This window comes from Lelliottia sp. 489 (assembly GCF_050435885.1).
Taxonomy (GTDB): domain Bacteria; phylum Pseudomonadota; class Gammaproteobacteria; order Enterobacterales; family Enterobacteriaceae; genus Enterobacter; species Enterobacter nimipressuralis.
In genome coordinates this window covers 102,121-115,734 of the sequence record NZ_JBNDLC010000003.1, presented here as the reverse complement: position 1 = coordinate 115,734, position 13,614 = coordinate 102,121, and the positions used below count along the sequence as shown (strand labels likewise).

The following is a 13,614-nucleotide window of genomic DNA, read 5'->3' as shown; positions in this document are numbered from 1 at the left end:
CTCACCTTCGGATTAACCGGCGTTCGCTTTCACGATGTCGTCAATCAGCTTGTTGACCGGATCAAGGCTGATTTCACGGGCGTTGCTTTCATAGGCCGGATGATTTCGGACCTGATTCGCCAGCATCTGACCTTCGCGGTCAGCGGTATCTACCGTTACCAGGGTCGACAGACCGATACGCAGCGGGTGATCCGTCAGCTGTTTAGCGTCCAGTTCAATACGAACCGGCAGACGCTGAACCACTTTGATCCAGTTACCGGTGGCGTTCTGCGCAGGCAGCAGGGAGAACGCGCTGCCGGTACCCATATCCAGACCGACCACTTTACCGGTGTACTTCACGTCGTCGCCGTAAATATCACTGACGATAGTCGCGGTCTGGCCAATACGCATGTGGGCCAGCTGCGTCTCTTTGAAGTTGGCATCTACCCACAGATTGTTCGCCGGAACCACCGCCATCAGCGGCGTCGTGGTGCTAATCTGTGCGCCAGGCTGAACGGAACGACGGGAGACGTAGCCGGTCATCGGGCTGACAATTTTAGTACGTTGCAGGGCAAGCCAGGCGTTACGCACTTCGGTTGCCGCCTGTTTAACGGCAGGCTGCTCTTCAAGATGGGTACCCAGAATCATCGCCTGGTTGGCGTTGTACTGCTGGATTGCCACGTCAAGCTGCGCCTGCGCGCTGGCCACGGCGTCACGCGCGTGTTGTAGCTCTTCACGGCCAATCAGGTTGGCGGTGCCGAGCGGTACGCGACGATTCAGGTCGCTCTGCGCCTGCGCCAGGGCAGTTTTCTGCACATCGATGCTCGCCTGCAACTGCTTGCTGTTGATCATCGACTGACGGGTTTGACGCACGCTTGAGGCCAGCTGCGTCTGCGCTTTTTCAAACGCCTGCTGCGCATCGGTCGGATCGAGCGTGACCAGCACATCTCCTTTTTGCACAAAGTCGGTATTGTCAGCCCAGACTTTCGTCACGCTGCCCGACACCTGCGCCATAATCTGAACCTGGTTCCCTGCCACGTATGCGTCATCGGTCTCTTCAATATGACGCAGTACTAAAAACCAATAGATCCCATATGCCACGGCAATAATAATAAAGAGCAAAGTCAGCAGCAGAAGGGCGCTTTTGCGTTTGCCTTTCTTAGTGTTGACCGGTTGCTGCGGGGGAGTGTTCTCCGCATTTGCGCTCATTGTAGTTCTCCACGATCTTCTTATTTTCACATCGGCTGGGCCGACCTGTTGTCAGAAAGGCCAGCAGTGTAACGTGCTGGCCTATCAGTATTTCTTATGTAATCTGGATGGTTGAGCGTGTCGTCGCGTTAGCTTAGCGCCTCGAGAATGGCGCCCTCTTCGTCCATCTGATCCAGACGGGTGAGGAGCTTGCGAGTGATGTGCTCTAGCTGGTCGCGCTCGGTCGTGCTCAGGGCAGACCAAAGCTGATGCAGACAGTTGTGCTGAGGTGGAAGCACCCCACGCAGGAATTCATGACCTTTATCGGTCAGTTGCAGATGCAGGCAACGGCGATCGTTGTCGCTTTCACGGCGTTCAATCCAGCCGCGTTTTTCCAGCTCATCCGCGATGCGGGTCGCGTTAGTGCGAGAAGAACCCAGGGCGCAGCTCAATTCAGAGGGCTGAATGCTGTGATCTTCCTGAGATTCCAGGGTAATTAACGCCATAAACAACGTCTCGTTAATCCCTTGAGCTTTCAGCATTTTATTGCGGTTATCCAGCAGCTTACCCTGCATGTGCATGCAAAGACGGGTCAACAGGATCTCCTGATACGGGAAGTCCTCGTAGCGACTGGCGCGAAATTTAAGCATTTGTTCAATTGGGGTAAACGAACTATCCATTTGGGCATGACCTCATTAATTACAGTCGATATAGTAACGACAGTGACAAATAATGTAAATGAATTATTTGTGCGGTTATATCCGCCAAACTGATATCACTGTCAGAAAGTGCCGGGCGAATCCGTGACCCGGTAAGCACAGAAATGAAAGGGCTAACGCCCACGAAAGACGGGGTCGGGTGATGAGAAACAGCATGAGGTTTCAAACAGAACGGAAATGTCGGCAATCTGATGGGGCCGGGAGCAGCCAGTAGGTCTGAACTATTCATGCGGTATTCTAATATGTCACCCACAGTAAAATTTCTGGGATAAATAATTACGCTCACCTTAACAGAGTGCGGGGCTGCTTAACACCCTAAGAAGCCCCAAACCGATGTAAAGCTTAGATAATGGCTTCCTGAAGGTGATAGCCACGCCACCAGATGAGCAGGTTAACGGCTGCAACAAGGGTACCGACCACGCACACGCCGGTCCAGCCGTAATGCTGCCACGCGGACGCCGAGATCAGGGAGCCTGCCGCACCGCCAATAAAGTAGCTGGTCATGTAACCGGCAGTCAGGCGGTTACGTGCCTCGGGCTTCACGCGATAGATTACCGTCTGGTTAGTGATATGCACGCCCTGTACGGTCAGGTCGAGGACCAGAATCCCGACAATCAGCGACAGCACCGAGATATGCCCGTACCAGATCGCCGCCCAGGAGAGGAGCAGCATCACCAGCCCGGCGGAAGTTGTCAGATGTGATTTGCCTTTATCCGCCAGACCACCGGCAGGGCGAGCGCCCAGCGCACCGGCCGCACCCGCCAGACCAAACAGGCCAATCACCCCTTCGGAATAGTTGAACGGCGGCGAGGCCAGCAGGAAGGCCATTGAGGTCCACAGAATGCTGAAGTTGGCAAAGGTGAAACACCCCAACAACGCGCGCGTTCTCAGAAGTTTATCCTGGGTGAACAGGCTGAACACCGAGCCGAGAAGCTGAGGGTAGTTAAGATGATTTTCCTGCTTCACTTTTGGCAGGCCGCGCCACAGGGCAAAGGCCATCACGACCATCAGCACGCTGGCGACCCAGTAGACCGTGCGCCAACCGCCAAGACTTGCCAGCAGCCCGGCAACGGTTCGCGCCAGCAAAATCCCCAGCAGCAGGCCGCTCATGATCGTTCCCACCACTTTGCCGCGCTTTTCTGGCGCCGCGAGCGTGGCGGCCAGCGGCACGAGGATCTGGGCCACGACCGAGAACAATCCGGTCAGCGCCGTACCGAGGATCATCATCCCCAGCGACTGGCTGGAGGCCGTAATTAACATCCCGCCCGCTGCCAGCAGCGTCATGGAGACGATCAGTCTGCGGCGTTCAAACATATCGCCGAGCGGCACGAGGAACAGCAGGCCCGCGGCGTAGCCGAGCTGGGCGGCCGTCACAATAAAACCGGCGGAACTGGCGGAGAGCGAAAAGGCGCGGGCGATGGTGTCGAGTAAAGGTTGCGCATAGTAGTTACTGGCCACCGCGAGGCCAGTTGCCACAGACATGAGCAGAATAAGTGCCGGGCTAAGCCCTTGAGAAGTTTTCGTCATGAGAGTCAGGAATCGTGAGTTAAGTGATTATTTTTTCAGAAACCATCATAACGGATGAATGTGAATGTTGGGGATTTGTTGCGTGGTGGTTTGTGCGGTTTAGGCCTGGGGGAGTTTGATGCCCTCACTCTAACCCCCTCCCGACGGGAGAGGGCGAGGTAAGGGAAAAGCGTTACTTCTGCGCTGCCAGCGCCTCGTTCACCCAGCCGTCAAACTGCTGCTGGTGGGCTTTGATCCAGCCGTCAACGTGACCCTGGACATCGGCTTCAGACGATTTGCCTTCATGCATCATCGCATTCTGCGCGTTGATATCAGCCAGCGGCAGTTTCATCACCGAGAACAGCTTCGCCGCCGCCGGGTTTTTCTCAGCCCAGGCTTTGTTCGCAACGATATGCATGGTGTTCACCGGGAAACCGTAGTTCATGCCGTTTGGCAGCTTGGTGTCGATATCTTTCTGCTCACCTGGCAGAGAAGAGAACGGCACCTGCAGCCACACCACGTCTTTACCTGGCTTCAGTACGTCGCTCACCCAGTACGGCGTCCAGGTGTAGTAGATCACCGGTTTACCCTCTTTAAAGCGGGCGATGGTATCTGCCATCATCGCGGAGTAGTTACCGTGGCTCACATCGACGGTCTTTTCCAGATCGAAAGCTTTGTTCTGGTGGTTAATCACCGCCTCACAGCCCCAGCCCGGCGAGCAGCCCATCATGTCGGCTTTGCCGTCACCGTTGGTATCGAACAGTTTGGCGATCTTCGGATCTTTAAGCTGCTCAACATTGGTGATGTGGTATTTGTCGGCGGTTTTCTTGTCGACCAAATAGCCCTGCGCAGCGCCGGTCACGAAGGTGCCTTCGCGGTAAAACTTCTTACTCCCGCCGGCAGCGGCATACATATCATCATGCAGCGGCTGCCAGTTCACGGCGGTGAAGGTCGCATCGCCAGAGGCAATCGAGGTGTAGCCGACGTTGTAATCCACTTCGCTCGGCTTATTGACCGTATAACCCAATTTTTCCAGGGCGCGGCTGACGATCATGGTCTGGAAGGACTCTTCCGAAATTGTGCTCTGTACCGGTTGAACGGTAATGCCTTTACCCGGCAGGTCAGCGGCGAATGCGCTGGTAGAGACAAGGGTGGCAAACGCTGTGGCAAAAAGGATGTTATGTCGCATCGTTGTTCCTTATTTAATGAATGGACGGGTAATCAACCCGACCGGGCCGGTGCTGTACCAGCGACGGTTGCCGCGACTGCGTGAATCGCGACCGACTGCCTGAGTCAGGCGGTCAAGAATAATGGCGAGGATCACAATCCCGACGCCGCCCACGGTGGCCAGTCCCATATCGAGACGACCGATGCCGCGCAGTACCATCTGGCCGAGGCCACCCACGGCAATCATTGAGGCGATCACCACCATCGAGAGGGCGAGCATCAGCGTCTGGTTCACGCCTGCCATAATGGTGGGCATCGCCAGCGGGAGCTGCACTTTAAACAGCATCTGACGCGGGCTGGCACCGAACGAGCGTGACGCTTCGATCAGATCGGCTGGCACCTGGTTAATCCCCAGGATGGTCAGACGGATAATCGGCGGCAGGGCGAAGATAATGGTCACTACCACGCCCGGTACGTTACCGATCCCGAATAGCATTACGATAGGTACCAGATAGACAAACGCCGGCGTGGTCTGCATCGCATCCAGCAGCGGACGAATAATTTTCGCCGCCCTCGGGCTGCGTGCCAGCCATATGCCCATCGGCAAACCGATCACTACGCAGAACAGCAGGGCGGTGAGCACCAGCGCCAGAGTAATCATCGCCTGAGACCAGGCACCGATAGCACCAATTAAAATCAGTGAAATGAGCGTGGCGATCCCCATACCTGCACTGCCGAACTGCCACGCAATGAGTGCGAACAGCGCAATGGCTACAGGGGCGGGCATTCCGAGCATCATCTGCTGGAAGCCGTTGAGGATGTAATCCACCGGGACGCGAATGCCCTGGAACACCGGACGGAAGTGGGTCACCACCCAGTCGATGCCTTCGGTCACCCAGCTGTCCAGCGGGATTAGGGTCTTATGGAACGGGTCCATAATATTGAAATGTTCTGGCGCGGGCGCCGGAGCGCTGTTGAGCCAGTCGGCGGTGCTACCGCCGTCAGCGGGCGCAGGCGCAGAAGTTCCCCATGCGTCTGCCGATTGTGCGGCGCTATCTGCCGCTTCTGTGGTTCCCCACGGATTAGATTGATCAGCCATTGTTTGCCCCCTCGCGATCTAAAGCCTGCAGCAACATGCGTTTTGAGATGATGCCGACGTACTGTTGTTCTTCTCCAATGACCGGAACCGCGCAGGGTGCCTGGCCGACGTGAGAGAGCAACTCGCTGAGCGGCGTTTCGGCGTCCACGGCAAGCGGAGCGTCGAGTAACGCCGCATCGATTCCCTGGTTTTCGCTAAGCGCTTTTTTCAGAGAGTCGATGGAGACAATGCCTACAAATTTATTACCGCGCTCAATGACATAGCCATATTCGCGGTCTTCGTCCTGCAGCAGTTTCAGCGCCGAGCGCGGGCCAAAACCTGGCGTGCGGCGAATAATGCCATCCAGTGCGCGGCGGGAAATATCTTTCGCGCTAAACACCTGGCTAATATCCACGCCCCGGAAGAAGGTGCGCACATAATCATTGGCCGGATTATTCAGAATTTCGTCCGGCGTGCCGACCTGCACCACTTCGCCATTTTGCATAATGGCAATACGATCGCCAATACGCATCGCTTCATCGAGATCGTGGGAAATAAAGACCACGGTTCGCTGATGTTTTGCCTGCAGTTTTACCAGCTCATCCTGCATCTCGGTACGAATTAATGGATCGAGGGCCGAGAAGGCTTCATCCATTAATAAAATATCGGGATTGATGGCTAATGCGCGGGCTAAACCGACGCGCTGACGCATACCGCCAGAAAGTTCATCCGGATAGCCGTGGGCATAATTTTCCAGTCCCACCTGGCGTAATGCATCCAGCGCTTTTTCCTGGCGAATCGCCGCAGGGATTCCCGCTAATTCCATACCGAAAGCGGTATTATCCAGTACCGTCATATGTGGCATTAGCGCGAATGACTGGAAGACCATCGCAATCTTTTTCCTGCGCACCTCACGAAGCTCGGCGTCAGATATTCTGGCGATATCAACGCCATCAATCAGCACCTGTCCGCGGGTGGGTTCAATCAGGCGATTGAGAAGGCGAACCATAGTGGATTTACCCGAACCGGATAACCCCATGATGACGAAAATCTCGCCTTCTTCAATTGCCAGACTGGCGTCTTTAACGCCAAGGGATAATCCTGTCTTCTCCAGGATTTGTTCTTTTGAAAGTCCTTTTTCAATATATTTGAACGCGCGCTGTGGATGCTCGCCAAATACTTTATAGAGATTTTTAACTTCTAATTTAATTGCCATGCAATAGAGTGATTCCCGTTATTTATTAGCGTCGATATCAATACCATTAAAAATAATGAACTGGCCATACCCTAACATACTGAGAATCTGAGACAACCCTTGTGCCACGTGTGGCACGAATTTTGCGAGTGGTGAAATGGCTGAATTTCCCATGAGGTAAGGGCTGAGCGGGTGTCGAATTTTTCTGAGATTTTTGCCGCGCGGTCGGGGAATTTCTTCTGGATCGGAATGATTCAGGAGAATATGACGCTGGAATTACAGTATAGATTACAGGGAATATTTGTGGGGAGAAAATGGGATTTATATTAAATTAACGAGCGTTAGGTCTGGCGATTTGACGATCCCCTCTCCCCGTCGGGAGAGGGTTAAAATGAAGGGGAAAATACCGCGCTAAAAATCCCAGTCCTCATCCTCCGTTTCCACCGCTTTACCCATCACGTAGGATGAGCCGGACCCGGAGAAGAAGTCGTGGTTTTCGTCGGCATTCGGCGAGAGCGCCGCCAGAATCGCCGGATTCACCTCCGCCATCTCCGGCGGGAACAGCGCCTCGTAGCCGAGATTCATCAGCGCTTTGTTGGCGTTGTAGCAGAGGAACGCTTTGACATCCTCCTCCCAGCCGGTTCCCGCATACAGCTCTGCCGTGTAGCTCAGCTCGTTGTCATAAAGATCCATCAGCAAATCCAGCGCAAAACCTTTCAGCTCCTCGCGTTTTGCGTCGCTAATCTTCTCCAGCCCTTTCTGATATTTATAGCCGATGTAATACCCGTGAACCGCTTCGTCGCGGATGATCAGGCGAATCAAATCGGCGGTGTTGGTCAGCTTGCCGCGACTCGACCAGTACATCGGCAGCCAGAAGCCGGAATAGAAGAGGAAAGATTCCAGGAACACGCTGGCGATTTTCTTCTTCAGCGGCTCATCTGCCTGGTAATACTCCAGCACCAGCTGGGCTTTGCGCTGGAGCGGGGCGCTCTCTTCACTCCAGGTATAGGCCGCATCCACATCTTTGGTCTGGCACAGCGTCGAGAAAATCGAGCTGTAGGAACGGGCGTGGACTGCCTCCATAAAACTAATATTCGACATCACCGCCTCTTCGTGAGGCGTCAGCGAATCCGCCATCAGCGCCGGGGCACCGACGGTGTTCTGAATAGTGTCCAGCAGCGTCAGCCCGGTAAACACGCGAATGGTCAGCTGCTGTTCGGCGTGGCTGAGGGTGGCCCACGCCGGAATATCGTTGGAGAGCGGCACTTTTTCCGGCAGCCAGAAGTTACTGGTCAGGCGGTTCCACACCTCCAGATCTTTATCGTCCTGAATTTTGTTCCAGTTAACGGCGCTTACGCGTGACAGTTTCATCCTTTCTCCTTACAGCGCGCAGGACACGCAGCCTTCAATTTCGGTGCCTTCCAGCGCAAGCTGACGCAGGCGAATGTAGTACAGGGTTTTGATGCCTTTCTTCCAGGCGTAAATCTGCGCCTTGTTGATATCGCGCGTGGTGGCGGTATCGGGGAAGAACAGCGTCAGCGACAGCCCCTGATCCACATGGCGGGTCGCCTCGGCGTAAGTATCAATAATCTTCTCCGGGCCGATTTCATAGGCATCCTGATAGAGCGCCAGGTTCTCGTTGGTCATAAACGGCGCGGGATAGTAGACGCGTCCGGTTTTGCCTTCCTTGCGGATCTCAATCTTTGAGACGATAGGGTGAATGCTCGACGTCGCGTGGTTGATATAGGAAATCGATCCGGTAGGCGGCACCGCCTGCAGGTTCTGGTTGTAGATGCCGTACTGCATGACGTCGGCGCGCAGCTGCTGCCACATCTCGCGCGTCGGAATCGGGACCCCGGCACGGGCGAACAACGCCCGCACTTTCTCGGTTTTCGGCTGCCAGTCACTTTCCAGATACTGATTAAAATACTCTCCGCTGGCGTAGCGCGACTGTTCAAACCCGGCGAAGCGCTGGTTACGCTCGCGGGCCAGCATCATTGAGGTATGCAGGGCATGCCAGGTGATGGTGTAGAAATAGAAATTGGTGAAATCCAGCCCTTCGGCACTGCCGTAAGGAATGCCTTCGCGCGCCAGATAGCCGTGCAAATTCATCTGCCCCAGCCCGATGGCGTGAGACGCGGCATTCCCGGCCTCGATCGACGGCACGCTGCGGATGTGGCTCATGTCAGATACCGCCGTCAGGCCACGAATCGCGGTTTCCACAGTGCGGCCAAAATTCGGGGAATCCATGGTGTGGGCAATATTCAGTGAGCCAAGATTGCAGGAGATATCTTTGCCTGTTTCAGCGTAATCCAGATTCTCGCCGTAAGTCGACGCGCTGTTGACCTGCAAAATCTCCGAGCACAGATTGCTCATGTTGATGCGCCCGGCAATCGGGTTAGCGCGGTTCACCGTATCTTCATACATGATGTACGGGTAGCCGGACTCGAACTGGATCTCGGCCAGAGTCTGGAAGAAGTCGCGGGCATTAATGGTTTTTTTGCGAATGCGATCGTCAGCGACCAGTTCGTCGTACAGTTCGCTAATGGCCACATCGCCGAACGGCTTGCCGTAGATGCGCTCAATGTCATATGGCGAGAAGAGGGCCATCTCGGCATTCTCTTTCGCCAGCTGGAAGGTGATATCCGGGATCACCACCCCGAGGGACAGCGTTTTGATGCGGATTTTTTCATCGGCGTTTTCGCGTTTGGTATCGAGAAACCGCAGGATGTCCGGATGATGGGCGTGGAGATACACCGCGCCCGCGCCCTGGCGCGCACCCAGCTGGTTAGCGTAGGAAAACGCATCTTCCAGCATTTTCATCACCGGGATCACGCCAGAAGACTGGTTTTCGATGCGCTTGATCGGCGCGCCAGACTCCCGCAGATTCGACAGCAGAAACGCAACGCCGCCCCCGCGTTTGGAAAGCTGCAGAGCCGAGTTCACTGCCCGGCCAATCGACTCCATATTGTCTTCAATACGCAGCAGGAAGCAGGAGACCAGCTCACCGCGCTGGGCTTTCCCGCAGTTGAGGAACGTCGGCGTGGCGGGCTGGAAGCGGCCCGAGAGGATCTCGTCCGTCAGCTGTTGTGCCAGCGCTTCATCGCCCTGCGCGAGCGTTAAGGCCACCATACAGACGCGATCTTCAAAACTTTCCAGATAGCGTTTGCCGTCGAAAGTTTTGAGCGTGTAGCTGGTGTAATACTTCCAGGCGCCGAGGAACGTCTGGAAACGGAAACCGCTGGCGTGGGCGCGTTCAAACAGTTTCACCACAAAGTCGCGATCGTAGCGCGTCAGCACCCGCGCTTCGTAATAACCTTCGTTGACCAGATAGTCGAGGCGCGCCTGCTGGCTGGCAAAAGAGAGCGTGTTCGGGCGGACGTGGGCGGCAAAAAAGGCCTCCACCGCCTCGTGGTCTTTGCCAAACTGAATATTCCCCTCGCGATCGTAGAGGTTCAGCATAGCGTTCAGGGCATGGTAATCCGTTGAGCCTTGCACTACGCGTTCTGCGGTTGTCGTTGCCAAAATTCGTTCACTCCTTTACGCACGTTCTCTACGTCCTGCTGTGTCCCCATCAGTTCAAAACGATAGAGATACGGCACGCCGCACTTTTGAGAGATAACATCCCCGGCACGGCAGAACGCGTCGCCAAAATTGCGATTGCCTGCGGCGATCACACCGCGAATCAGCGCCCGGTTGTGGGGATCATTAAGAAAGCGGATTGCCTGACGGGGCACCGCGCCCGCCGTTCCACCGCCGCCATAGCTGGGGACCACCAGAATATAAGGTTCGTCTACCTGAATGCGCTCGCGCTCGTTGAGCGGAATACGCACGGCGGGCAGCCCGAGACGCTCGATAAAGCGCAGCGTATTTTCCGAGCTGCTGGAGAAGTAGACGAGCAGGCTCATGCGCTGACGGCCTGCGTTTGAAGGCGATTAATCATGTCCGGGCGAAAGCCTGACCAGCTGGTTTCCCCGGCGATCACTACCGGAAGCTGACGAAATCCTTGCGCGCGCAGGGCGTCTGCCGCATCGGGCTGCAAGTCCACATTCACCATCTCAAACGCGACGCCACGGTTTTCCATTGCACGTTTCGTGGCGTGGCACTGAACACAGTCGTTACGAGTGTAAATAGTAATGCTCATGATTCGTATTTCCATTTAGAATGAAGGAGCGGCGCGAATGAGCGCGTCGGGTTGTGTGTGTCTTGTTAGAGGGGATACTAGATGTAGTTGATGTAAGTTTCAACCATACAAGATATGGGATTTATCAATTGATTTTGCCTTGATGATGAGCGATGCGAGGAGGGGAAGGCTGCACGCGGCTTCTGACGTTTTTTTGACCGTAAAAATAAAAACCCCCGATCGCAGAGGCGAACGAGGGTCAGCAAATGACGCGTTTTAAGGTTATTTACGCAGCGTCAGCAAGGCACCGATAAAAATCCCTACTGCGGCAACGGTCCCCACAGCGTACAACGGTTTTTCACGGATAAAGGTATTGGCACAGCCAATCGCATCGCAGGCGGCCTGCGTGGTGCGCGAGCGGCCATGCATCCGGGCGCGGGTTTCACGCAGCAGAGACTGAGCCTTACGTCTGGCGACATCCGCCTCATCCTTTGCATCTGAGCCCCAGGATTTCAATACATCCTCCAGTGTGTCGGCTAATTGGCTGACATCGTTACGAATATCCTGAGCGTCGTCATTAATATCGTTTCGGTTCGGTCTGTTAAACATACGATCCTCCATAATTTTGCGTTCACACACAGTTTAGTCCAGGTTTTTAATATCTGAAGCGAGTCACGACTTATCGTGGCCTTTATGGATTTATCTGAAAGCGTTGCCAACGATGATTATTGTAAGGTTGGCCCGCAGGAAAAGATAACGAGGATAAAATATGTATTTACGACCCGATGAGGTGGCGCGCGTTCTTGAAAAAGCGGGTTTCATCATGGATGCAGTGACTCAAAAAACATACGGATATCGCCGTGGCGATAATTATGTCTATGTTAACCGCGAAGCCCGAATGGGACGCACTGCGCTGATTATTCACCCCACCCTTAAAGACCGTAGTTTGTCGTTTGCTGAACCTGCCACGGATATCAAAACCTGCGATCATTATCAGGAATTTCCGCTGTATTTAGCCGGAGAACGGCACCAGCATTACGGTATTCCGCATGGTTTTAGCTCCCGCATGGCGCTGGAGCGATTTCTGACAGGTCTGTTTGGCGAACCGCAATAAACGTGCGACTGGCAGCGGCCAGTCGCAGCACTTTACGCCTGGGACTGATGATACTGGCTGACTTTAAACAGGCGGCGACAGTAGTCCAGGAAGTAGCCATAGGCCGCACCCATCAACATCGACACCACAATATTCGAGCTGACGGCAGCCGCAATCTGATGCCAGTCTGCGCCAACGGTCAGCAAAATCGCCACATACACCGGTGACTGGAAGGTGACGTAAGCCAGCACGTCTGCCAGGTTTTTGAGCCATCCCGACGGGCTAAAACGGCGCGCCAGGCGCATGACGGCGTCACGGTAAAAACCATACGGCCATGCAATAAGAATGTTGACCGGAATGGCTACCAGTCTGGAAGAAAGGGACTGCTCAAAAGACATTCCGGAGAGGAATATCTCGATCAGCATGTTCACTACGGAACAGTAGACGACCATCGCGAAAGTGTCTGCAACTGCATGGCGCAGGCGAGACTGCGGTGAGAACATGTCCGAACTCCTTGAGAAGAACACAAAACAGAGATTTTACCTGCAGCGCATGGTGCTTTAGGTTGGTTTGTTGAACGTGTATAGAGTATCTCTCTGCTTTGAAAGTCACAATGAGTGAAAAATATTTATTTAATGGCCTTTTGTCCATGAAATGCTCTAAAACATCCCACTTTTTCACTGCGGCGGTGCTTTCTGTTTTTATCTTGTAAATATGCTTGTAAATCAATTAAATGAGTGAATGTGAGCAATAAGATGTATTCGAGAAAATTATCGTCTCAGCAGACTCAACTTCCGAACGGGTAAAAACGTCGCGACGTGTTATTAATGTTCTATTTTCGCCTGTTTTGTGGTGAATTGTTCTGATCGGTTTATTGTTTAGTTATGCTTAACAGTTGAGTGATTATTCAGCATTACGCGAGAGAGGGGCAGCGTTTGCTCAAAAACATGCTCATAAGAAATAGAAAGTGTGAGCTAAACAAAAGCAATATTGAATGGAATGCAAATAAAGGTAAGGATAATTAATTAAATATTGTTGAATATCCTTAATAAAAGTCTGGGAGGAATCTCGCTGGATATTCAAAGTAAAGTGGATTACCATATTGAACTATTGCTCATTGAATCAACTCATAAAAGGTCTTCAGTAATATGTCTTCAATGTTACAAAATCTTAATAATATCCGTACCCTTCGCGCAATGGCGCGCGAGTTTTCTGTTGATGTGCTTGAAGAAATGCTGGAAAAATTCCGCATTGTTACGGAAGAAAAACGTAATGAGCAAGATGAAATGCAGAGTCAGCAGGCTGAACAGCAGCAGAAAATTAATGCTCTGTTAGAGCTGATGAAAGCTGACGGTATTTCTCCAGAAGATCTGCTGGGTAAAGACGTTCTGAAAGGTGCCAGCCAGCCGCAAAAACGTCAGGCGCGTGAAGCGAAATACCGTTTCACTGACGCAAACGGCGAAGTGAAAACCTGGACCGGCCAGGGCCGTACGCCTAAGCCAATCGCCACCGCGCTGGCAAATGGCCAGTCACTGGATGATTTCTTAATCTAAGTGATTTCACATC

The 13,614-nt window shown here is 53.7% G+C and carries 14 protein-coding genes; 2 read left to right on the top strand and 12 right to left on the bottom strand.

The annotated features are described in order from the left end of the window. Positions 1–12: 12 nt before the first annotated feature. The 11 genes from emrA to ABIE11_RS11735 form a co-directional block, all read right to left on the bottom strand. Complete coding sequence (gene emrA / locus ABIE11_RS11785) at positions 13–1,188, bottom strand: multidrug efflux MFS transporter periplasmic adaptor subunit EmrA (protein ID WP_100779187.1); 1,176 nt, start codon at positions 1,186–1,188, stop codon at positions 13–15. A 128-nt stretch (positions 1,189–1,316) separates the two neighbouring features. Next, positions 1,317–1,847: a transcriptional repressor MprA gene (gene mprA, locus ABIE11_RS11780; RefSeq protein ID WP_100779188.1), complete on the bottom strand. Its 531-nt coding sequence runs from the start codon at positions 1,845–1,847 to the stop codon at positions 1,317–1,319. 381 nt (positions 1,848–2,228) lie between these two features. Continuing rightward, positions 2,229–3,413: an MFS transporter gene (locus tag ABIE11_RS11775; RefSeq protein ID WP_100779189.1), complete on the bottom strand. Its 1,185-nt coding sequence runs from the start codon at positions 3,411–3,413 to the stop codon at positions 2,229–2,231. 172 nt (positions 3,414–3,585) lie between these two features. Next, positions 3,586–4,581 (bottom strand): glycine betaine/L-proline ABC transporter substrate-binding protein ProX, encoded by a 996-nt coding sequence (gene proX / locus ABIE11_RS11770; protein WP_100779190.1) that lies wholly within the window; start codon positions 4,579–4,581, stop codon positions 3,586–3,588. A 9-nt stretch (positions 4,582–4,590) separates the two neighbouring features. Continuing rightward, positions 4,591–5,658: a glycine betaine/L-proline ABC transporter permease ProW gene (proW, locus tag ABIE11_RS11765; protein WP_100779191.1), complete on the bottom strand. Its 1,068-nt coding sequence runs from the start codon at positions 5,656–5,658 to the stop codon at positions 4,591–4,593. Beyond that, a complete protein-coding gene (gene proV / locus ABIE11_RS11760) occupies positions 5,651–6,853 on the bottom strand; it encodes a glycine betaine/L-proline ABC transporter ATP-binding protein ProV (protein ID WP_102105411.1) in 1,203 nt (400 codons plus the stop codon). Before proV ends, proW begins: the two co-directional genes overlap by 8 nt. A gap of 390 nt (positions 6,854–7,243) precedes the next feature. Continuing rightward, positions 7,244–8,203 carry a class 1b ribonucleoside-diphosphate reductase subunit beta gene (gene nrdF, locus ABIE11_RS11755; RefSeq protein WP_429184558.1) on the bottom strand — a complete coding sequence of 320 codons (960 nt, stop codon included), beginning with the start codon at positions 8,201–8,203 and terminating at the stop codon, positions 7,244–7,246. 9 nt (positions 8,204–8,212) lie between these two features. Continuing rightward, complete coding sequence (gene nrdE / locus ABIE11_RS11750; protein WP_429184557.1) at positions 8,213–10,357, bottom strand: class 1b ribonucleoside-diphosphate reductase subunit alpha; 2,145 nt, start codon at positions 10,355–10,357, stop codon at positions 8,213–8,215. Next, positions 10,330–10,740 (bottom strand): class Ib ribonucleoside-diphosphate reductase assembly flavoprotein NrdI, encoded by a 411-nt coding sequence (gene nrdI / locus ABIE11_RS11745; RefSeq protein WP_100779195.1) that lies wholly within the window; start codon positions 10,738–10,740, stop codon positions 10,330–10,332. Before nrdI ends, nrdE begins: the two co-directional genes overlap by 28 nt. Next, complete coding sequence (gene nrdH / locus ABIE11_RS11740) at positions 10,737–10,976, bottom strand: glutaredoxin-like protein NrdH (protein ID WP_100779196.1); 240 nt, start codon at positions 10,974–10,976, stop codon at positions 10,737–10,739. Before nrdH ends, nrdI begins: the two co-directional genes overlap by 4 nt. 261 nt (positions 10,977–11,237) lie before the next feature. Further along, positions 11,238–11,564, bottom strand: a complete 327-nt coding sequence (locus ABIE11_RS11735) for a DUF883 domain-containing protein (RefSeq protein ID WP_100779197.1) — start codon at positions 11,562–11,564, stop codon at positions 11,238–11,240. 160 nt (positions 11,565–11,724) lie between these two features. Between ABIE11_RS11735 and ABIE11_RS11730 the strand changes: the two genes are divergently transcribed. Next, on the top strand, positions 11,725–12,069 hold the full coding sequence (locus ABIE11_RS11730; RefSeq protein WP_100779198.1) for a DUF2002 family protein: 345 nt from the start codon (positions 11,725–11,727) through the stop codon (positions 12,067–12,069). Between the two features lie 32 nt (positions 12,070–12,101). On the opposite strand, the gene alaE is transcribed toward ABIE11_RS11730, so the two are convergent. After that, positions 12,102–12,551, bottom strand: a complete 450-nt coding sequence (gene alaE, locus ABIE11_RS11725; protein WP_107702974.1) for an L-alanine exporter AlaE — start codon at positions 12,549–12,551, stop codon at positions 12,102–12,104. Positions 12,552–13,196: 645 nt separating this feature from the next. On the opposite strand from alaE, the gene stpA reads away from it, so the two are divergent. Beyond that, positions 13,197–13,601, top strand: a complete 405-nt coding sequence (stpA, locus tag ABIE11_RS11720; RefSeq protein ID WP_100779200.1) for a DNA-binding protein StpA — start codon at positions 13,197–13,199, stop codon at positions 13,599–13,601. Positions 13,602–13,614 lie beyond the last annotated feature (13 nt).

Excerpts from the sequence above, each read along its gene's own strand:
- emrA (WP_100779187.1), bottom strand. The coding sequence starts at position 1,188 with ATGAGCGCAAATGCGGAGAACACTCCCCCGCAGCAACCGGTCAACACT.
- mprA (WP_100779188.1), bottom strand. The coding sequence starts at position 1,847 with ATGGATAGTTCGTTTACCCCAATTGAACAAATGCTTAAATTTCGCGCC.
- ABIE11_RS11775 (WP_100779189.1), bottom strand. The coding sequence starts at position 3,413 with ATGACGAAAACTTCTCAAGGGCTTAGCCCGGCACTTATTCTGCTCATG.
- proX (WP_100779190.1), bottom strand. The coding sequence starts at position 4,581 with ATGCGACATAACATCCTTTTTGCCACAGCGTTTGCCACCCTTGTCTCT.
- proW (WP_100779191.1), bottom strand. The coding sequence starts at position 5,658 with ATGGCTGATCAATCTAATCCGTGGGGAACCACAGAAGCGGCAGATAGC.
- proV (WP_102105411.1), bottom strand. The coding sequence starts at position 6,853 with ATGGCAATTAAATTAGAAGTTAAAAATCTCTATAAAGTATTTGGCGAG.
- nrdF (WP_429184558.1), bottom strand. The coding sequence starts at position 8,203 with ATGAAACTGTCACGCGTAAGCGCCGTTAACTGGAACAAAATTCAGGAC.
- nrdI (WP_100779195.1), bottom strand. The coding sequence starts at position 10,740 with ATGAGCCTGCTCGTCTACTTCTCCAGCAGCTCGGAAAATACGCTGCGC.
- nrdH (WP_100779196.1), bottom strand. The coding sequence starts at position 10,976 with ATGAGCATTACTATTTACACTCGTAACGACTGTGTTCAGTGCCACGCC.
- ABIE11_RS11735 (WP_100779197.1), bottom strand. The coding sequence starts at position 11,564 with ATGTTTAACAGACCGAACCGAAACGATATTAATGACGACGCTCAGGAT.
- ABIE11_RS11730 (WP_100779198.1), top strand. The coding sequence starts at position 11,725 with ATGTATTTACGACCCGATGAGGTGGCGCGCGTTCTTGAAAAAGCGGGT.
- alaE (WP_107702974.1), bottom strand. The coding sequence starts at position 12,551 with ATGTTCTCACCGCAGTCTCGCCTGCGCCATGCAGTTGCAGACACTTTC.
- stpA (WP_100779200.1), top strand. The coding sequence starts at position 13,197 with ATGTCTTCAATGTTACAAAATCTTAATAATATCCGTACCCTTCGCGCA.